Source organism: Microbacterium sp. (assembly GCF_031179285.1).
Lineage (GTDB): Bacteria > Actinomycetota > Actinomycetes > Actinomycetales > Microbacteriaceae > Microbacterium.
The window spans coordinates 1-17,788 of record NZ_JAPSHY010000008.1 but is presented as its reverse complement, the minus strand read 5'-3'; the positions used below and the strand labels follow the sequence as shown (position 1 = coordinate 17,788).

Below are 17,788 nucleotides of genomic sequence, written 5' to 3'. Positions count from 1 at the left end.
CTGCGCGCGCGATCCGGACGGCTGTGCGCTCACGGCGAAACCTCCACCGACGACCGATCTCGGTCGGCACGCCCACGGTAGAGTTGGGCGCAGTCCCCGGACTGCAAGGTCGTCCCCGAATCACGAGGAGCACGCGTGGAAATCCGCATCGGCATCATCAACACCGGCCGCGAACTGAGCTTCGACACCGGAGCCTCCGCCGACGAGGTCCGTGCCCAGGTGGCCGGAGCCCTCGAGCAGGGAGCGCCGCACCTGAGCTTCGCCGATGTGAGGGGCAACTCCTACCTCGTGCCGACGGCGAACCTCGCCTACATCGAGTTGGGGACAGAGGAGTCGCGACGCGTCGGCTTCGTCGCCTGAGCCGCCCATGTACATCCTTCTCGCCCTCATCGCCGCGTGCGCCCTCGGAATCGCCGCACACTTTCTGATCGGTGATCGGGGCCTTCGCGGTGCGGCAGTCACCCCGGCGATCGCCACGGTGTCCGCCGGGATCATCTACACGGCGATGCAGTGGGCCGGCGTCGGCGAGGACAGCTTCTGGCTGTGGCTCGCCAGCATCCTCGGCGCCGTCCTCATCGCCGTCGCCGCCACGCTCGCCGTCGATGCCCTGCGTCGTCGCGGCGACGCCGAACGCCGGGCCGCGCTCGGCATCTGACCGCGGCATTCCGCCATCCGGCTGCCTACCGCTGCACGTGCAGCGGTATCGGCCGCCGTCGTCTCACCCTCAGGACGCCAGTCCCATCGCGTCCATGCGTCGGGCGTGAGCGCCCATCAGCTCGGTGTACACCGGCTCGACGCGTTCCTCGTCGACGGCGAGGCGCTCGGGGCGGAGCGCTGCGCGGCACACCAGCAGGGTGTCGCCGACGAGGCGGCGGGCCCACATGGACAGCAGCGAACGCCATTCCTCGTCGCTCTCGATCGTGAGCTGGATGATGGCGACGATCTCGTGCCGGTCGTCGTCCTCACGGAGGATGTCGGCGACGCGCCGACCGGTCTCGCCATAGCTGGCGGCGAGCGCCAGATAGAAGTCATCGAGCATGCCTGCGGTGATGTAGACGGCCAGCAGGGTCTCGCGCGGCCGCGCTCCGATGGTCTTGCGGCGGAACGCGTCGAGGTGCTCGCGGAAGGGAAGCATGAGCTGCGTCGGGTCCTCGCCGCGTGATGCGATCAGCTCGACGATCGCGCGGTGCTTGCTGAGAGCCGCCCCGGCCGCCCGCGACAGCGCTTCCTTTTCGGAGAGCTCGGGCGTCGCGCGGATCAGGCGGGTCAGCGTCTCGAAATAGCCCAGCTGCAGGTAGGCGGCCTGTCCGAGGAACCGGTTGAGCTCCGGGGCGAGCTCGGCGAAGTCCACTCGCGTCGCGTCTCCCTGATCGCCGCGGCTGCGCAGCATCAGCGTGCGCCGAGGCGCCTTGCGCTTCCAGAACCATTCCACCACGCCCCTCACAATACTCGCGCGCGACACTCATCCCGGTCCTTCCAGCCCCCTCGGGTAGGCTGGTCCTGCCCTGCCGTTGGAGCGGGGCCCCGCGCCTGTGGCACAAGAGACGGCGTGGATCCGTTTTCGAGGCGACCACTGAGCTCTGCGAAGGGTCGCCGGACAGGCACTGAAGAATTGACTACTTTCGCTGATCTCGGCATCGATCAGGACATCATCGAGGCGCTCGCCTCCAAGGGCATCGTCGACGCGTTCCCCATCCAGGAGCAGACCATCCCGCTCGGCCTTCCCGGTCAGGACATCATCGGCCAGGCCAAGACCGGCACCGGCAAGACGTTCGGCTTCGGCATCCCGGTCGTCCAGCGCCTGGGCCTGAATCCGGAACCAGGGGTCAAGGCTCTGATCGTCGTACCGACGCGCGAGCTCGCCGTGCAGGTGTACGAGGACATGGACCTGCTCACCAGCAACCGCTCGACGAGCGTCGTCGCCATCTACGGCGGCAAGGCGTACGAGGGTCAGATCGATCAGCTGAAGGCCGGTGCGCAGATCGTCGTCGGAACGCCGGGTCGCCTCATCGACCTCGCAGGGCAACGCCTGCTGGACCTGTCCAATGCGACGCAGGTCGTGCTCGACGAGGCCGACAAGATGCTCGACCTCGGCTTCCTCGCCGACATCGAGAAGATCTTCCAGAAGGTTCCGGCCAAGCGGCACACGCAGCTGTTCTCGGCGACCATGCCGGGTCCGATCGTGGCACTCGCGCGTCGGTTCATGAACAACCCGATCCACATCCGCGCGACCGACCCTGATGAGGGCCTCACGCAGGCGAACATCAAGCACCTCGTGTACCGCGCCCACTCGATGGACAAGGACGAGGTCATCGCCCGCATCCTGCAGGCCGAGGGGCGCGGCAAGACGGTCGTCTTCACCCGCACGAAGCGCGCCGCTCAGCGACTTCACGACGAGCTCGCCGACCGCGGGTTCAACGTCGGAGCGGTGCACGGCGACATGGGCCAGGAGCAGCGGGAGCGCTCGATGGCGGCGTTCAAGGCCGGCAAGCGCGACGTGCTCATCGCCACCGACGTCGCCGCGCGCGGCATCGACGTCGACGACGTGACACACGTCATCAACCACACCATCCCGGACGAGGACAAGACGTACCTGCACCGCGCCGGCCGCACCGGCCGCGCCGGCAAGACCGGCATCGCGGTGACCTTCGTCGACTGGGAAGACCTTCACAAGTGGGCACTGATCAACCGCGCGCTCGAATTCGGGCAGCCGGAACCGGTCGAGACGTACTCGTCGAGTCCGCACCTGTACTCCGACCTCAACATCCCCGCGGGCACCAAGGGACGCCTGACCACCGCCCCCAAGGCCGACGCCGCCAAGGCGCAGCGGCCGCCGCGGGTCGAGCACGCAGCGGACGTCGCCGAGCAGGGCACGGACGAGGGCGGCACCCGTCGCCGCCGCCGTCGCCGCGGCGGAGCGGACAAGGTCGGATCGACGTTCGCCGAGGGCGCCTCCGAGAGCACGCCCGGTGACGGGCGGTCGTCAGCGCCCGCGGTCGCCCGGGATGCGGGCGGCAGCGGTGCCCACGACGGCGCCGGCCGAGAGCATCACGACGGCAAGCCCGCTCCCGCGCGTCGGCGTCGCCGCCGCCGCGGCGGCACCGGGGCGGGAGCACCGACCGGCGCCTGATCGCTGTCCGAAGGGGCGGATGCTGCGGCATCCGCCCCTTCGTCGTTCCCGATGCCGGAGACCGCACGGTGTTCCGGCGCTCTCGGCGGGTAGACCCAGGTGACCATCACGACCGAGATGATCATGAGCAGGAACCACGAGATCAGCTTGCTCGGCGACACGGGCTGCCAGCCGTCGACCTGGTCGGGATACGCCCACGCTCCCGCCCAGGTGCCGATGTTCTCGGCGAGGTAGATGAAGACCGCGACCCCCGCGAACACCGCGAGCAGCGGCAGCCGCAGGGTGTACCGCCACACCCGGGCGTGCAGGACGGTCGGCATCCAGAGCACGACGACGGCGGCGAGCAGGACCCAGCGCAGGTCCCACCAGAAGTGATGCGTGAAGAAGTTCGCATAGATGAAGGCCGCGACCACGGTGGTCAGCCAGCGCCGTGGATACCGTGTGAACCCCAGATCGAACAGCCGGTGCACGCGCACCATGTATGAGCCGACCGCCGCATACATGAATCCACTGAACAGCGGGACGCCACCGATCCGCAGGACGCCCTCAGCCGCGTACGCCCATGACCCGACGTCGGTCTTGAACAGCTCCATCGCCGTGCCCGTGATGTGGAAGAGCACGATCACCCAGAGTTCGCGGCCGGTTTCCAGCCTCAGGGCGAGCATCCCGATCTGGATGAGGACGGCGACGATCGTCAGGGCATCGTTGCGGGCGATCACCGCCTCGTCTGGGTACCACAATCGCGCGGCGACGATCGCGAGCAGCAGAGCTGCACCGAAGATGCACGCCCATGCCTGCTTCAGGACGAAGACGCTGAACTCGACCAGCCACGCCCGCGTGCCGTTTCGCGGTGCATCGAGCAGGATCCGGTGGGCGATGGCGTCAACGCGACGCTCGAGGGAAGTCGCTCGTTGCATGCCCGGACCGTATCAGCGTCCGTCGGCAGACGGCCGGGAGTCTGCCGACAGAACGCCGAACCGTCAGGGATAGCGCGGTGCCGATCCGCTGGCGCGGCTGATCAGGCGCGCGACCATCTCGTCGGAGGTGGTGTTCTCCCCCGGCCGGTTGGGCTTGCCCCCGCCGTGGTAGTCGCTGGATCCGGTCACGATGAGATCGTGCTTCACCGCAAGATCGCGCAGCACCTTCTTGCCTGCAGCCGTGTTCTCCCGGTGCTCGATCTCGAATCCGCCGAGGCCGGCGGCGATGAGGCGCTCGATGAAGGCCACCGGCATCATGCGATCACGTCCCGTGGTCACCGGGTGCGCGATGATCGCAACACCTCCGGCGTCCGTGATCAGCCGCACCGCCGTGAGCGGGTCGGGTGCGTAGTGCGGCTCATAGTAGCCCTCGCGCGGGTGAAGGATGCCGTCGAAGGCCTCGGTGCGGTCTCGTACGATGCCGCGGGCGATGAGCGCGTCGGCGATGTGTGGGCGACCGACGGTCGCGTCCAGCGTGGTCTGGGCCACGACGTCATCCCAGTGCAGGTCGTAGTCGCGGCCGATGTTGCGGACGATCCGCTCCGCGCGTCCGATCCGATCCGATCGGATCCGATCGGTCTCAGCACGCAACGCGCGATCCTCGGGATCGAACAGGTAGGCCAGCACATGAACACTTCGCCATTCGTGCTTCGCCGACAGCTCCATCCCGGGAAGGAAGGTCATGTCCAGTCGCGCTGCCTCCGCCGCGGCCTCATCCCAGCCGGTGGTGCGGTCGTGATCGGTGAGTGCGATGGTGGCGAGGCCGTGCCGATGCGCCTGGCGGACGACCTCCGCCGGTGCCTCTGTGCCGTCGGAATGATTGGAGTGCAGGTGCAGGTCCGCGGGACCCGCGAATCGATGGGACTGATCGGCGGCCATCCTCCGAGCGTACCGAGCGCCGAGCCAGGGGGACGCGATGGCACCGGGCCGGGCCGCGGCAGAAACTTCACAGGCTCCGCTCCTAGGCTTGATCCGATGCTTCGTCTCCTGGGGATTCTGTTCACGGTGCTGCTCGCGATCGGGACCGCGGTCGTGGTGTGGCCGCAGTTCTTCCACCTCGAGCAGACCTATCCGTTCACGCAGCTCGTGGCCGTACGGGGACTCGTGCTGGCCGGTTTCCTCGTGGTCGCCGTGCTGGCCCTCCTGCTGCTCATCGCGCGTCCGCTCCGCGGCTTCGCCGCGTCCGTGCTGATCGTCGCCCTGCTGGGGGCGGCCGCCACCGGAGCGATCGGTGCGACCAGGGGATTCGGCGCATCCTCGCTGCCGGCGACAACGGAGTCCAGCATCCGCGTCATGACCTGGAACACCGCAGGAGAAGCGGTTGCTGCCGAAGAGATCGCATCGCGCATCCTCGAGCAGGAGGCGGATGTCGTGTCACTGCCGGAGACAGCGCAGTCGGTGGGCGAGAGCATCGCGGTCATGCTCCGCGAGCAGGGACACCCGATGTGGGTGCACCACGTGCAGTTCCGCCCCGATGTGCCGGACGGGCCGCAGTCGTGGCAGACGACGGTGCTCGTCTCCCCCGAGCTCGGTGACTATTCGGTCATCCAGTCGTCCGAGGACGGCTCGAGCAACACCGGCTCCGTTCCCAGCGCCGTGCTGATGCCGCTCGACGGCGCCGGTCCCACGATCGTGGCGGTGCACGCGGTCGCGCCGCGGTTCGAGGAGATGGAGCTGTGGCGCTCCGATCTGAAGTGGATCGCAGACCAGTGCCCCGCGGGCGACTTCATCCTCGCCGGCGACTTCAATGCGACCGTGGACCATATGGCTTCCCTCGGCGTCGACGGCGGCGACATGGGCCACTGCCGTGACGCGGCATCCCGCACCGGCAATGGACTCACCGGCACCTGGCCGAGCTCGTTCCCCGCCCTGGCCGGAGCACCCATCGATCATGTGATGGCCTCGCCGAACTGGCGTCCGACCGGATCCCGGGTGCTCGAGGACGCCGGTGGCAGCGACCACCGAGCGCTGATCGTGCAGCTCGAACCGGCCGGCTGAAACCGGGCATTTGCCCGCTCCGCGTCAGGTGAGAGACTGGATGGATGAGCACCGGACAGCGCGACACGATCGCAGAGCCCACGGCCGAGAACAGCACCACCAACCGCAAGCAGCCGTTCCCGCGCGGCTTCCTCGACACGATCTCGACCGGATGGGCTGACCGGCCCGACACCGTGCCGACCGCTCGCGAGCAGGCGCCCTATGCTGCTGCGCGTCGCGCCGCGGTGTCAGCAGCCTTCCCCGGAAAGCGACTGGTCATCCCGGCAGGCTCCCTCAAGCAGCGAAGCAACGACACCGACTACGTCTTCCGCGCGCACTCCGCTTTCGCGCATCTGACCGGATGGGCCTCGGACGCCGAGCCGGACTCGGTGCTCGTCTTCGAACCGACGGGCGACGGTCACGACGTGACCCTGTACTTCCGCGAGCGCGCTGACCGCACGACGCCGGAGTTCTATGCGGATGCCACCGTCGGTGAGTTCTGGATCGGCCCCCGGCCGTCCCTCGCCGGCGTCGCGACCGATCTGGCCATCCCGACCGCCCATCTCGATGAGTTCGCCGCCGTCGATGGCGAGGTCGTGCTCGGCTCCGACGACGAGCTCGACCGTTTCGTCTCGGAGCTGCGGCTGGTCAAGGACGAGTTCGAGATCGCCGAGATGCGCCGGGCCGTCGACATCACCGCTCGCGGGTTCGAGGACATCATCCGCGCGCTGCCCGAGGCTGCCGCTCACGCTCGCGGTGAGCGTGTCGTGGAGGGCGTGTTCCACCGTCGGGCCCGCGAGGAGGGCAACGGCGAGGGGTACGACACGATCGCGGCCTCCGGGCCGCACGCCTGCTACCTGCACTGGACGCGCAACGATGGAACGGTCGTGCCCGGCGATCTCATCCTCGTGGACGCCGGCGTCGAGGCCGACAGTCTGTACACGGCCGACATCACCCGGACGCTTCCGGTCTCCGGCAGGTTCACGGACGTGCAGCGCCGCGTGTACGACGCCGTCCTCGAGGCCGCGGACGCTGCCTTCGCTGCTGCTCGCGTCGGAGTTCGCTTCCGTACCGTGCACGAGGCCGCGATGCAGGTGATCGCCGCCCGTGTCGCGGAGTGGGGTCTGCTGCCGGTGACCGCCGAGGAAGCGCTGGACGCGGATGCCGGCGGACAGCACCGGCGCTACATGGTGCACGGCACGTCGCATCACCTCGGAATCGATGTGCACGACTGCGCTCAGGCGCGCCGCGAGATGTACTACGACGGCATCCTTGAGCCGGGCATGGTCTTCACCATCGAGCCCGGGCTGTACTTCCAGATCGACGATCTGACCGTGCCCGCCGAACTGCGAGGGATCGGTGTGCGGATCGAGGATGACATCCTCATGACCGAATCCGGTGCGGTAAATCTCTCAGCGGCGATCCCGCGGACGGCCGACGAGGTCGAGGAGTGGATCGCGCGCGTTCAGGGGTGAGACAGCGGGCGACGGGACATCGTCATCTGCTCCAGAACTCCTCTGGTCTGGAGCCTGGACGAAAATCGAAGTGCTCGAGCATCGCGACGGCTTCAGGAAAGTTCGCTGCGAGCGCCTCAGGAGTGTGGGCGTCGCTTCCGAAGGTGACCCAGCGCCCGCCTTCTTCCACCCACCATTGGGGCATCCAAGGCCAGAGCCGTCGGGTGTTCATCTCGAGCGCGCGGCCACTCGACGCGATCGCGGCCATGGCAGCCCGAAACCCCTCTTCGAACCTCCGTGGATCGAACGGGCCGGCGTCACCGACCGGCCACAATCTCACCGCGTAGTCGAGATGCGTGAACACATCGAAGTACGCGGAGCTGTTCGCCATCGCGACCGCCTCGGTCAGGTACGCCCACATCACGTCGACCGGGGACTGCTCCCGGAAGAGGGTGCCCGGCTCTGCTCTGGGTGATGCTCCCATCGCGAGAGTGTGAAGCGAGCCGTTGACGCGATCGAGGGAACGCAGATCGACGATCGAAGTCACCTCTGACTCGCTCAGATGCGGCTGCCCGAACTCGACGCCGGCGAGGATGGTGAGATCGGGGAACTCATGCCTGCAGCGAGCGATGTTCTCCAGGAATCCGGCGACGTCGAGCCACTCCGGGTCGACCAGGCCATCCTGGTCAAGAGGTCCTGCTGGTGCGACATGAGGTCCTTCGACTCTGACCGCCAGGAGCGTGGAGCGTCGAGGTGCTCGGTGAAGGCGAGTGCGGGCAATCCGATGCGCATGGCGCGCGCGCAGGTCGCGCGCATGCGTCCGCTTGCGACGGACGACGGACCGCCCGTATCCCAGGACCATTCGCTGTGCACGTGCGAGTCTGCGGGCAGCACCATCTCCGTCATGTTCCAGGACGGAGATGTTCCTCGGACCGGGACCGAAGAAGTCGTTACCCATCCGTGATGGCGCGCGCCCCTCGATCCTTCGTCTGGATATCCGAATGTCGGTGGCCCGGTGGATCATGAAGTATGGCAATCTTCTCCGAGATCGACGCGCAGGTGGCGGCGCTGCGCGCCTTGCTCGGGGCGGATGCCGACGGAGAAGAACTTGCCGATCGCATGTCCGCGCTCGATGACAAGGAGATCGTCGACGTGATCGGCTTCGCGAGTGGATTGATGCGAGGCGCGGAGCGGATCGGCATTGTCGGAGCAGGGATCGCGGCGGCCCGCTCGACGCGGGAAGTCGGCCATGCCGGGCTGGCGCAGACGCGCGGACACCGAAACCCCGCAGGGCTCGTGCAGGAGCTCACCGGGGTCAGCCGAAACGAAGCGCAGAAGCAGATCCGGCTGGGCGAGGCCGTGCTCGATGCCGTGAAGAGTGACAAATCGCCGGCAAGCCCGCAGGTCGCTGACGTGGAATCCGACGCTCCCGCTCCTCCAGCCGCGGACCGGGCGGATTCGTCGCCCTGGCACGCGCCGCTCGGCGCCTCGCTGATGCGCGACGAGATCTCATCCGCGCAGCATGACGCGATCCTCCGCGGCCTCGGCGAGCCACCCGACGACTCGCGGGAAGCGCGTGAGGTCTGGGGTCTCGCCGTGGGGCAGCTCATCCTCGAGGCGCCCCAACGAACGCCGGAAGAGCTTCGGAACGCGGCACGAACGATCCGCGATCAACTGGATCCCGACGGCGCCATGCGCCGATTCGACGAACGCTTCGAGCGCCGTTCGCTCCGCATGTACACCGACGCCGACGGCAGGCGTCACGCGAACATCGCTTTCGATGACGAGGGCGCCGCCTGGGTGCAGACGATCGTCGACAGCGCACTGCGTCCACGCCGCGGCGGACCGAGGTTCGTGGATGACACGGAAAGAGCGCGCGCCGAGGAACTCAGCACCGATCCCCGCACCAACGATCAGCTTGCCTACGACCTCATCCTCGATGTGCTGCGCGCAGGTGCCCTCGCTGACGCGAAGTCCGTCTTCGGCACACGGCAGGCGGGCGTCCGCCTGGTGCAAGTCGTCGACACTGCCGCAAGGGCCGACGAACCGACCGCTCCCGCGCGCACGGAAGACGGCCTCATCACCGTTCCCGGCCCGATGGCAGATCAGCACGCCTGCGATGCCGGAACCGTTCGTGTCTCGGTCGATCGTGCGGGGAATCCGCTCGACGTCGGCCGTGAACAGCGACTGTTCACGCCGAAACAGCGGATCGCCCTGGCCATCCGCGACGGCGGATGCCGATGGCGAGGGTGCGACCGTCCCGCTTCATACTGCGAGGCCCACCACGTCGACCATTTCAGCGACGGCGGTCGAACAGACGTCGACCGAGGCATCCTGCTCTGCCGCTTTCACCATATGAACCTCCACCACGGTCGCTGGCGAATAAGTCGCGAGGACAAGGGCGACTTCGTTCTGCATCATCCATCCGGCGACACCGTCGTATTGAAACCACGCCTTGCGCTTGCTGCTACCTGGGCAGGTATCGATCCGCCGCCTCGACGATTCAGACCCCGCGCGGCCTGACGTCAGGGGCGCTGCGAAGACAGGCAGGTAGGTCAGGCATGTTCGGCGACGATCTCGACCTTGAAGCCCGCGGCGTTCTCGAGCCAGCCGGCATAGTGATCCCGTCCGCCGGCGTGAGGGTACCGCTCGTCGTACAATCGTCGCCAGCCGTGTCGCGGCGCATCTGCCATGAGCGCATCACCTCGCGTCTCGTGCCGCCCCAGAACGCGAGGTGGTTGACTCCGGGCCGCCTCCGATCGTGATCCGGCGCGGAGAGGTTCGGAGATGTCGTCAGCGTGAGGTATGTCCCACCGACACCCCACGACCGCCCGCCGGCCCACTCCCCCACCAGCTCGAATCCCAACTCCGCCAGCAGCCACGTCCACGGCTCCGACTCGAGGTCCGACACCCAGACCTCGACGTGGTGGAGCCCGCGTTGCGAAACGGTCATTGCCGCCCGCGATGCACGGCCGTACGCAGTTCCATCGCCCAGACGTCGCGTGTCGGCATCCGCAGCGATTCTGCGACGGCCACTTCCACCTCGATATCGTAGGGAACCCGCACGACCTGGATGCTGAAGGTGGCGCTCGCGTCGGCGCCGCCCTCCAGTATCACGTACGACGGCGTCGGCTCATCCAGCGGGTTGCCGACGCTTCCGACGTTGAACAGTGTCCGCCCGTCGACGGTTTCGATGTAAGCGTCGTGGATGTCGCCATAGCCCACGACCGATGGGACGAGACCGTCGCCGGTCATCGGCGTGTTGACGAACATCGACGCGAACTCCTCGGGGCTGTGGTGGAAATGCACCCGCATGTGCGGGCTCGTCGCCGACGCATGGAAGAAGCGGATGACCCGGCCGCTCATCATCAGGTCCACGCTGAGAGGCAGCGTACCCAACCAAGCCAGATTCTCCGGCGACACCTCATCCCGCCACCACACCATCTCCTCGAGCCCATCGTCAGCGATCCGCGGAAGGAAGTCGTCCCAGTTGCCCCGGATGTTCACCTCGCACACTTCCCGGCAGCGACGTACTGCCGCGTCACCCCGCGGTCCCTTCCCCGCCGTGTCGCCGAGATTGAAGACGCGGGTGATGCCTCGCGCGGCGATGTCAGCGAGAACCGATTCGAGGGCGGTGAGATTGCCGTGGATGTCAGAGATGAGGGCGATGCGTTCCAGACTCACTCCAGCATCCTCGCACCCGTCCGTCCCGCGCGGGCGGAACCGATCAGCGAGCGGCGAACTCGGCCACGATCGGTGCCAGCGAGGCGCCGATCTCGGATGCCGGGCGCTTGCGCCCCTTCACCTCGAACGTGTGACCGCCGCCCTCGATCCACTCGACCCGCGCATCCTGACAGCTCGCCACGACGTCCTCGAACTGCGACAGGGGCTGAATGAACGGATCGTTCGAACCCTCGACGAACAGCTGTGGCACGGTGATCGCAGGAAGATGCTCGGCCCGCGGCTTGTCCGGCCGCCCTGGCGGATGCAGCGGATAGCCCAGATACACCAGACCGTCCACGGCGAGTCCCTCAGCGACAGCCATCGAGGCCATCCGCCCACCATAGGATTTTCCCGTCGCCCAGACCGGCAGGGCAGGGAACCGCTCGCGCGCATGGGCCACGGCAGCTCTCCACGTCGCGATCGCGTGCGCAGCGGGTCCCGGCATCCGTCGCCCCTGCTCGACGTACGGGAAGTTGAACCGCATGGCGGCGAACCCCAGCTCGGCCAGCGCGTCGGCGTACCCGGTGAGAAACGGATGATCCATTCCGGTGCCGGCGCCGTGGGCGACCAGCACGATGCCGCGCCCGCCAGCCCCTGCCCACGCCGCGCTCACCGTCACCGTGCCCGCGGGAAGCGGCACGGAGAGCGAGCCCCTGCCGGTGCTCATCCGCGTACGTACGGGATGGCGAAGGGGACCCGCATCACCTTGCCACCGCTGCTGCGCACGGTGCCGATGATGACGAGCACGATGTGGAGGACACCGAGGACCAGGTAGAGAGTGATCGCGATCCCGATCGGGAAGAACCCCTCCATGCCCTCGTCGCCGGCGAACGCCGCGAGAACGATGAAATGAGCCAGCAGCAGAACGGTCGAGACCGTCAGATACGTGAGCCCCCAGTTCGCCGCCGCTCTGGCGTTCGCCGCAGCGACGGGTCCGCGCCGTGAGAGGGAACTGTAGGGCACGGCCATCGCGATGCCCGAGATGATCGCGCTCAGGAAAGGGATCGGAATGAAGATGAGGAAACCCAGGACCCACGACAGCGTCCCGTTCGACGGTTGCGCCGGGTACGGACCGGGGACGTATTGATGGGGGACGTACGGACCCGGCGGCTGCGTCCCCGGCGGGTGCTGCGCGGGCGCGGCACCCGCGTACGGACCGGATGCCGACTGGTATGCCGGTCCGGCAGGAGGCGCATACCCGCCCGGCGCGGCGGGTGGTGGAGGGAATCCGGAGGCAGAGGGAGGAGGCGGCGCCGGGTGCTTCGCTGTTCCGTCGTCGTGCGGGTCGAGAGGGTCCGGTGCATTCATCGCAGGTGATCCCTCAGAGTGCTGCGCCCGGTGAGCGACCATCCAGCGGGCGGCGCTCGTCGGCGTCCCCGTCACTCGGGGCGTCGGACCGTCCGGAACCGGGCTCGCCGTCGATGGGGTCGGGCGCGGGAGCACCACCCACCGGGCTGCCCTCGTCGATCGGGGGCGCTGCCACCGGATCGACCCGCTCGCCGTAGAGCGGCGGCGCGGGCCGCGGCGGGATCGTCGGTCCATCGGCGCCGGGAGCCTGGACCGGCGGAGCCGGCCGCTCCGCCCCGGGAGTGATGCGTTCACCGTAGCGGGGCGGTTCGTCGAGATTCGCCGGAGGACGCACCGGTGCGGTCTTCGCCGCCCCGAGTACCTGCCTGGCCTTGGCGAGCGACGTCGCCTGCACAGTGACCTCATAGTGGTCGGCAGCGAACTGGGTCACGCTCGCGAAGTCGCGACGCCGGCGCACGATGGCGTAGGTGATGAGGCTGAGCAGCATCCCGAGAGCGACGCCGATGAAGACGAAGCCGACGAAGAGCTGGATCGGTACTTCCGGCTGGCCGAGCACCAGGATCGCAGAGAGGAAGAGTCCGATGAGCACTCCGTTGATCGCGCCGGAGCGAGCTGCTGCGGCATAGCCCAGCTTGCCGGTGACCCGTTCGATGGTGCGCACACTCTGGCCGACGATGGCGATGTCGCGCGCGGGCACCTCCCCGGCGATCAGCTTGGACACCGTCTTCTGCGCGGCCTCGTACTCTCTCATCGAGGCGACGATCTCGCCGGTGTCGGCGCTGTTCGCGGGGCGGTTCAGCATGCTCATCCGTCCATTGTCCCATGGGGTTCGATGACCGTACTGGGAACCGGGCTTCCGGCCGCGCTTGCAGGGCGCGCCGACTACGCTGGGATGGTGAGCACACAACGGGTTTTCGCGGCGCGCCTGGCCGGGTGCGCAGTCTTCGACCCCGTCGGCGACCGGCTCGGCAAGGTCCGCGATGTCGTCATCGTGTACCGAAGTACCGCGGCACCGCGTGTGATCGGTCTTGTCGTGGAGATCCCAGGACGCCGCCACGTGTTCCTCTCGATCGGCCGTGTCACCTCGATCCGTGCCGGCCAGGTCATCACCACCGGCCTCATCAACGTGCGCCGATTCCAGCCGCGCGCGGGTGAGGTGCGCGTACTCGCCGAGCTTCTCGGGCGTCGCGTCAGCTTCGCCGACGGCAGCGGCAGCGCGGTGATCGAGGACGTCGCGATCGAACCGAACCGCCTCGGTGAGTGGGCGATCAGCCAGCTCTTCCTCCGCCGTCCCAAGACGAGCGCCTCCCCGTTCGCCAAGGGGCCGACCACCTTCGCCAGCTGGGCCGAGGTCGCCGAGCAGCGCGCGCCCGGCGAATCCCAGTCCGCCGAGCAGCTCGTCGCCTCGTACTCCGAGTTGCACGCCGCAGACCTCGCCAACACTCTGCTCGACCTGCCCCAGCAGCGAATGCTGGAAGTCGCGGAGGAACTCTCGGACGACCGCCTCGCCGATGCCATGGAGGAGATGCCGGAGGACGAGCAGGTGCACATCCTCGACCGGCTCGGAGACGAGCGCGCCGCCGACATCCTCGACCAGATGGAACCCGACGACGCGGCCGATCTTCTCGCGCAGCTGCCCCCCAGCCGTCTGGAGCAGCTGCTCGAGCTGATGGAGCCGGAGAAGGCGGAGGATGTCAGGACGCTTCTCCGTTACGGTCCGGACACGGCCGGCGGGCTGATGACGCCGGAGCCGATCATCCTCTCCGCCGACGCCACCGTTGCGGAGGCGCTTGCGCTGATCCGCCGTCATGAGCTGCACCCCGCCCTCGCGGCGGCGGTATTCGTCACCCTTCCTCCGTTCGAGACGCCGACGGGCCGGCTGCTGGGAGTCGTTCACTTCCAGAAGATGCTTCGGTACCCCCCGCACGAGCGGCTGGGCGCGATCATCGACGACAGCCTCGACGCGGTGCCCGTCACGGCGTCGGCGGCGGAGGTGGCCCGTCTGCTCGCCAGCTACGACCTCGTCTCGCTTCCTGTCGTCGACGCTGCTCGCCGCCTGGTCGGCGCGATCAGCGTGGACGACGTTCTCGACTATCTGCTGCCCGACGACTGGCGCACGCACGATATCGACGAGCCGGCCGATCCGAAGGCGGTGCGCTGATGGCCCGCTCCCCTCGCCTCGACGCGCCCCTCGGGCGAGGCACGACCCGCCCGCGTTCCACCTCGCGTGACCGGTTCGGCAGATTCACCGAGTGGGTCGCCCGCGCCATGGGCACTCCGACATTCCTCGTGCTGCTGTCGCTGTTCTGCGTGCTGTGGATCATCTGGAACACGGTGACGCCTGCGCAATGGCGATTCGACGCCGCAGCGAACGGCTTCACGGCTCTCACTCTGATGCTCTCGCTGCAGGCCTCATACGCCGCGCCGCTGATCCTTCTCGCGCAGAACCGGCAGGACGACCGCGACCGCGTGCAGATCGAGCAGGACCGCCAGCGGGCCGAGCGCAACCTCGCCGACACGGAGTACCTCGCCCGTGAGATCGTGGCCCTTCGGATGTCTCTCGAAGAGCGCAACACGCAGGCGGTGACGCGAGACGTGCTCCGGCAGGAGCTGAAGGCTCTGCTCTCCGAGCTCGAAGAGCCGGAGCGCACAACGCCGTCCGGCGGCACCCCGTCATGACCCTCGCCGACAGGGTCAGACAGGCCGTCGCCGGCGTGACCGACCCGGAGCTGCGGCGACCGATCGGCGATCTCGACATGGTGCGAGACGTCACGGTGGACGGCGGGCGTGCAGACGTCGGCATCGTGCTGACGATCGTCGGGTGCCCCGCCGCCCAGCGCATCGAGAGCGACGTGCGGGCTGCGGCGGCATCCGTCCCCGGGATCTCGGAGGTCGCCGTCGATGTCGGCGTGATGACGCCCGACGAGCGCAGGGCGCTGACGGAGAAATTGCGCGCCGGACGTCCCGCACGGCAGATGGCCTTCGGACCGGATTCGCTGACGCGCGTGATCCTCGTCTCCAGCGGCAAAGGCGGAGTCGGCAAGTCGACCGTCACCGCGAACCTCGCCGCCGCTCTCGCCGCGCAGGGTCTCGCCGTCGGACTGGTCGACGCCGATGTGCACGGATTCTCCATCCCCGGGCTCCTCGGCATCCCGTCCGGAACCCAGCCGACGCGCATCGACGACCTGATGCTGCCGCCGGTCGCCCATGGGGTCAAGACGATCTCCATCGGCATGTTCCTTCGCGAAGGCGAATCCGTCGTCGCCTGGCGCGGACCGATGCTGCACCGCACCGTCTCGCAGTTCCTCACCGACGTGTTCTTCGGCGACCTCGACGTGCTCCTCATCGACATGCCGCCCGGCACCGGCGACATCGCCATCTCGATCGGGCAGTTGCTCCCGCACGCGGAAGTTCTGGTGGTGACGACACCGCAGGCCGCGGCCGCTGACGTCGCGATCCGCAGCGGACTGGTGGCGAGGCAGACCGGTCAGCGGGTGATCGGCGTGGTCGAGAACATGACGGCCCTCCAGCTGCCGGATGGCACTGTCGTCGATCTGTTCGGATCGGGTGGTGGCGCAGAAGTCGCCGAAGCTCTCTCTGCGCCCGATGCCCCCGTGCCACTGCTGGCGTCGATTCCGCTGAGCCCGCTGCTGCGCAGCGGCGGAGACGCGGGGATGCCGGTGGTCATCTCGGATCCGGGCGACGCCGCGGCGGCCGCCATCCTCGAGCTCGCACGGTCGCTGTCCGCCCAGGGGCGGGGGCTCGCCGGCAGGCCCCTGCCGATGTCTCTGCGCTGATTCAGGTGGACTCGACGTCGAACGGCGGCGGGTTGCTCCCCGAGAATTCCGGGCTCACCACGGTTCGCCGCGGTGCCGCAGAGGCTGGCTTCGCGTCCTTCAGCGTCGTCGTCTTGGGCTTCGGCTCGTCCTCGAAGAGAGCATCCCTGATGATGCGGCGAGGATCGTACTGACGCGGATCGAGCTTGCGCCAGTCGACGTCGTCGATCTCGGGCCCCATCTCCTCGCGCACACGGCTCTTGGTGTCGCGGAGGAACTCACCGCCCCTGCGGACGAGCTTCGCGAATCCTTCCGCGTACCGCGGAAGGCGCTCCGGACCGACGAGGAGCACGGCGATCAGACCGATCAGCAGAAGCTTCTCGAACGTGATCCCGAATTGCATCTGTCCAGGCTACCGCCGCGCCTGCCGTCTCGCCGCACACCCAGCGCCTACCCTGGAGGAAGGTCCACCGCAGGCGGGAGAAACTGGTCATGAGCGAGCACGACGCCAACGCGCGCTTCATCCGCGAATCCATCGTCGAACCGGATCCGATCGCTCGTGCTCGCGCCCACGCCATCGAGCTGGGAGCAGCCCCCGTCAGCGCCGCCGTCGGCGCGCAGCTCGCCGTCATGGCGGCAGCCACCGGTGCGCGCTCCATCGTCGAGATCGGAACCGGCGCGGGCGTCTCGGGGCTCTGGCTGCTTCGCGGAGCGCCTCAGGCGGTTCTCACTTCCATCGACAACGAACCAGAGCACCTCGCGGCCGCGCGCCAGGCGTTCGCCGACGCGAAGATCCCCTCCACCCGGGCACGATTGATCACCGGCCGTGCCGCTGATGTACTCCCCCGCATGAACGAGGCGTCGTACGACATCGTGCTGGTCGACGCGGATGCCGAGAACGTCATCGAGTACGTCGAGCACGGGCTGCGCCTCGCGCGCACCGGAGGCATGGTGCTCGTGCCCCGCGTGCTCGCCGGCGGACGGGTCGCTGACCCCGTTCAGCGCGACGCGGTCACCGCCGCCTATCGATCCCTCATCCAGGAGACGCAGGAATCATCAGCTGTACTCGCCGCGGTGTCGCCGGCCGGCGAGGGTCTGCTTCAGCTCATCAGCGTGGCCGACCAGGGCTGAGTCGCCGACCCAGGCTGGACGACAGACGACGAAGGAGCGACGGATCGAAGATCCGTCGCCCCTTCTTGCGTCCGCTCGTGCGGACCGGGTCATTCGTCAGGCGGGCGTCACGACGGCGGCGAGCACGTCGTGAAGCTCCTTTGCCTCGGCGTCGTTCACGGAGACAACCAGACGGCCGCCGCCTTCGAGCGGAACACGCACGATGATGAGTCGCCCCTCCTTCACGGCCTCCATCGGTCCGTCTCCGGTCCTTGGCTTCATCGCTGCCATCGTGGCTCCTTTTCCTCGGTGGTATGGATTAACTTTATCGGT

20 protein-coding genes and 1 pseudogene are annotated in these 17,788 nt (G+C 68.2%); 10 read left to right on the top strand and 11 right to left on the bottom strand.

From position 1 onward, the window contains the following. The first annotated feature begins 135 nt into the window (after positions 1–135). Both RIN18_RS06845 and RIN18_RS06840 read left to right on the top strand, forming a co-directional pair. Entirely contained in the window at positions 136–360 is a 225-nt protein-coding gene (locus RIN18_RS06845; RefSeq protein ID WP_309103208.1) for a DUF3107 domain-containing protein, read from the top strand. A 7-nt stretch (positions 361–367) separates the two neighbouring features. Continuing rightward, a complete protein-coding gene (locus tag RIN18_RS06840) occupies positions 368–655 on the top strand; it encodes a hypothetical protein (RefSeq protein WP_309103207.1) in 288 nt (95 codons plus the stop codon). Positions 656–724: 69 nt separating this feature from the next. Here the strand turns inward: RIN18_RS06840 and RIN18_RS06835 are convergent, their stop codons facing one another. Then, positions 725–1,435 (bottom strand): ferritin-like fold-containing protein, encoded by a 711-nt coding sequence (locus tag RIN18_RS06835; RefSeq protein ID WP_309103206.1) that lies wholly within the window; start codon positions 1,433–1,435, stop codon positions 725–727. A 177-nt stretch (positions 1,436–1,612) separates the two neighbouring features. Here RIN18_RS06835 and RIN18_RS06830 point away from each other — a divergent pair, with 177 nt between their 5' ends. Then, positions 1,613–3,130 carry a DEAD/DEAH box helicase gene (locus RIN18_RS06830; protein WP_309103205.1) on the top strand — a complete coding sequence of 506 codons (1,518 nt, stop codon included), beginning with the start codon at positions 1,613–1,615 and terminating at the stop codon, positions 3,128–3,130. On the opposite strand, the gene RIN18_RS06825 is transcribed toward RIN18_RS06830, so the two are convergent. After that, positions 3,049–4,047 carry a DUF817 domain-containing protein gene (locus RIN18_RS06825; RefSeq protein ID WP_309103204.1) on the bottom strand — a complete coding sequence of 333 codons (999 nt, stop codon included), beginning with the start codon at positions 4,045–4,047 and terminating at the stop codon, positions 3,049–3,051. The two genes, RIN18_RS06830 and RIN18_RS06825, sit on opposite strands and share 82 nt — an antisense overlap. 63 nt (positions 4,048–4,110) lie before the next feature. Further along, positions 4,111–4,986 (bottom strand): PHP domain-containing protein, encoded by an 876-nt coding sequence (locus RIN18_RS06820; protein ID WP_309103203.1) that lies wholly within the window; start codon positions 4,984–4,986, stop codon positions 4,111–4,113. Between the two features lie 96 nt (positions 4,987–5,082). On the opposite strand from RIN18_RS06820, the gene RIN18_RS06815 reads away from it, so the two are divergent. Together RIN18_RS06815 and RIN18_RS06810 are read left to right on the top strand one after the other, a co-directional pair. Beyond that, positions 5,083–6,105 carry an endonuclease/exonuclease/phosphatase family protein gene (locus RIN18_RS06815; RefSeq protein WP_309103202.1) on the top strand — a complete coding sequence of 341 codons (1,023 nt, stop codon included), beginning with the start codon at positions 5,083–5,085 and terminating at the stop codon, positions 6,103–6,105. Between the two features lie 44 nt (positions 6,106–6,149). Next, complete coding sequence (locus RIN18_RS06810) at positions 6,150–7,559, top strand: aminopeptidase P family protein (protein WP_309103201.1); 1,410 nt, start codon at positions 6,150–6,152, stop codon at positions 7,557–7,559. Between the two features lie 22 nt (positions 7,560–7,581). Here the strand turns inward: RIN18_RS06810 and RIN18_RS06805 are convergent, their stop codons facing one another. Further along, on the bottom strand, positions 7,582–8,496 hold the full coding sequence (locus RIN18_RS06805; protein WP_309103200.1) for a hypothetical protein: 915 nt from the start codon (positions 8,494–8,496) through the stop codon (positions 7,582–7,584). Between the two features lie 71 nt (positions 8,497–8,567). Here RIN18_RS06805 and RIN18_RS06800 point away from each other — a divergent pair, with 71 nt between their 5' ends. Then, on the top strand, positions 8,568–10,061 hold the full coding sequence (locus RIN18_RS06800; RefSeq protein ID WP_309103199.1) for a DUF222 domain-containing protein: 1,494 nt from the start codon (positions 8,568–8,570) through the stop codon (positions 10,059–10,061). A gap of 32 nt (positions 10,062–10,093) precedes the next feature. On the opposite strand, the pseudogene RIN18_RS06795 reads toward RIN18_RS06800, so the two are convergent. The 5 genes and pseudogenes from RIN18_RS06795 to RIN18_RS06775 form a co-directional block, all read right to left on the bottom strand. Beyond that, positions 10,094–10,491: pseudogene (locus tag RIN18_RS06795) on the bottom strand (glyoxalase). Next, a complete protein-coding gene (locus tag RIN18_RS06790) occupies positions 10,488–11,222 on the bottom strand; it encodes a metallophosphoesterase family protein (RefSeq protein WP_309103198.1) in 735 nt (244 codons plus the stop codon). Before RIN18_RS06790 ends, RIN18_RS06795 begins: the two are co-directional and overlap by 4 nt. Before the next feature lie 43 nt (positions 11,223–11,265). After that, entirely contained in the window at positions 11,266–11,928 is a 663-nt protein-coding gene (locus tag RIN18_RS06785) for an alpha/beta family hydrolase (RefSeq protein WP_309103197.1), read from the bottom strand. Beyond that, a complete protein-coding gene (locus tag RIN18_RS06780) occupies positions 11,925–12,569 on the bottom strand; it encodes a DUF4870 domain-containing protein (RefSeq protein ID WP_309103196.1) in 645 nt (214 codons plus the stop codon). Before RIN18_RS06780 ends, RIN18_RS06785 begins: the two co-directional genes overlap by 4 nt. Positions 12,570–12,582: 13 nt before the next feature. Next, the gene (locus RIN18_RS06775) at positions 12,583–13,377 is read right to left on the bottom strand and encodes a general stress protein (RefSeq protein WP_309103195.1); all 795 of its coding nucleotides are present in this window, start codon (positions 13,375–13,377) and stop codon (positions 12,583–12,585) included. Positions 13,378–13,464: 87 nt separating this feature from the next. Here RIN18_RS06775 and RIN18_RS06770 point away from each other — a divergent pair, with 87 nt between their 5' ends. The 3 genes from RIN18_RS06770 to RIN18_RS06760 are packed head-to-tail and all read left to right on the top strand — an operon-like array spanning position 13,465 to position 16,366. Next, a complete protein-coding gene (locus tag RIN18_RS06770) occupies positions 13,465–14,730 on the top strand; it encodes a magnesium transporter MgtE N-terminal domain-containing protein (protein ID WP_309103194.1) in 1,266 nt (421 codons plus the stop codon). After that, positions 14,730–15,248 (top strand): DUF1003 domain-containing protein, encoded by a 519-nt coding sequence (locus tag RIN18_RS06765; protein WP_309103193.1) that lies wholly within the window; start codon positions 14,730–14,732, stop codon positions 15,246–15,248. Before RIN18_RS06770 ends, RIN18_RS06765 begins: the two co-directional genes overlap by 1 nt. Beyond that, positions 15,245–16,366: an Mrp/NBP35 family ATP-binding protein gene (locus tag RIN18_RS06760; RefSeq protein WP_309103192.1), complete on the top strand. Its 1,122-nt coding sequence runs from the start codon at positions 15,245–15,247 to the stop codon at positions 16,364–16,366. Before RIN18_RS06765 ends, RIN18_RS06760 begins: the two co-directional genes overlap by 4 nt. A gap of 1 nt (position 16,367) precedes the next feature. Here RIN18_RS06760 and RIN18_RS06755 read toward each other — a convergent pair whose 3' ends face one another. Further along, on the bottom strand, positions 16,368–16,748 hold the full coding sequence (locus tag RIN18_RS06755) for a Sec-independent protein translocase TatB (RefSeq protein ID WP_309103191.1): 381 nt from the start codon (positions 16,746–16,748) through the stop codon (positions 16,368–16,370). Between the two features lie 89 nt (positions 16,749–16,837). Here RIN18_RS06755 and RIN18_RS06750 point away from each other — a divergent pair, with 89 nt between their 5' ends. Then, on the top strand, positions 16,838–17,476 hold the full coding sequence (locus RIN18_RS06750; RefSeq protein WP_309103190.1) for a class I SAM-dependent methyltransferase: 639 nt from the start codon (positions 16,838–16,840) through the stop codon (positions 17,474–17,476). A 96-nt stretch (positions 17,477–17,572) separates the two neighbouring features. Here the strand turns inward: RIN18_RS06750 and RIN18_RS06745 are convergent, their stop codons facing one another. Beyond that, positions 17,573–17,746, bottom strand: a complete 174-nt coding sequence (locus RIN18_RS06745; protein ID WP_067122349.1) for a DUF3117 domain-containing protein — start codon at positions 17,744–17,746, stop codon at positions 17,573–17,575. Positions 17,747–17,788: the final 42 nt, after the last annotated feature.

Bases quoted from the DNA above. Each gene is read 5' to 3' on its own strand.
- RIN18_RS06840 (WP_309103207.1), top strand. From the start codon at position 368: ATGTACATCCTTCTCGCCCTCATCGCCGCGTGCGCCCTCGGAATCGCC.
- RIN18_RS06825 (WP_309103204.1), bottom strand. From the start codon at position 4,047: ATGCAACGAGCGACTTCCCTCGAGCGTCGCGTTGACGCCATCGCCCAC.
- RIN18_RS06820 (WP_309103203.1), bottom strand. From the start codon at position 4,986: ATGGCCGCCGATCAGTCCCATCGATTCGCGGGTCCCGCGGACCTGCAC.
- RIN18_RS06815 (WP_309103202.1), top strand. From the start codon at position 5,083: ATGCTTCGTCTCCTGGGGATTCTGTTCACGGTGCTGCTCGCGATCGGG.
- RIN18_RS06810 (WP_309103201.1), top strand. From the start codon at position 6,150: ATGAGCACCGGACAGCGCGACACGATCGCAGAGCCCACGGCCGAGAAC.
- RIN18_RS06805 (WP_309103200.1), bottom strand. From the start codon at position 8,496: ATGGGTAACGACTTCTTCGGTCCCGGTCCGAGGAACATCTCCGTCCTG.
- RIN18_RS06800 (WP_309103199.1), top strand. From the start codon at position 8,568: ATGGCAATCTTCTCCGAGATCGACGCGCAGGTGGCGGCGCTGCGCGCC.
- RIN18_RS06785 (WP_309103197.1), bottom strand. From the start codon at position 11,928: ATGAGCACCGGCAGGGGCTCGCTCTCCGTGCCGCTTCCCGCGGGCACG.
- RIN18_RS06780 (WP_309103196.1), bottom strand. From the start codon at position 12,569: ATGAATGCACCGGACCCTCTCGACCCGCACGACGACGGAACAGCGAAG.
- RIN18_RS06775 (WP_309103195.1), bottom strand. From the start codon at position 13,377: ATGAGCATGCTGAACCGCCCCGCGAACAGCGCCGACACCGGCGAGATC.
- RIN18_RS06765 (WP_309103193.1), top strand. From the start codon at position 14,730: ATGGCCCGCTCCCCTCGCCTCGACGCGCCCCTCGGGCGAGGCACGACC.
- RIN18_RS06760 (WP_309103192.1), top strand. From the start codon at position 15,245: ATGACCCTCGCCGACAGGGTCAGACAGGCCGTCGCCGGCGTGACCGAC.
- RIN18_RS06755 (WP_309103191.1), bottom strand. From the start codon at position 16,748: ATGCAATTCGGGATCACGTTCGAGAAGCTTCTGCTGATCGGTCTGATC.
- RIN18_RS06750 (WP_309103190.1), top strand. From the start codon at position 16,838: ATGAGCGAGCACGACGCCAACGCGCGCTTCATCCGCGAATCCATCGTC.
- RIN18_RS06745 (WP_067122349.1), bottom strand. From the start codon at position 17,746: ATGGCAGCGATGAAGCCAAGGACCGGAGACGGACCGATGGAGGCCGTG.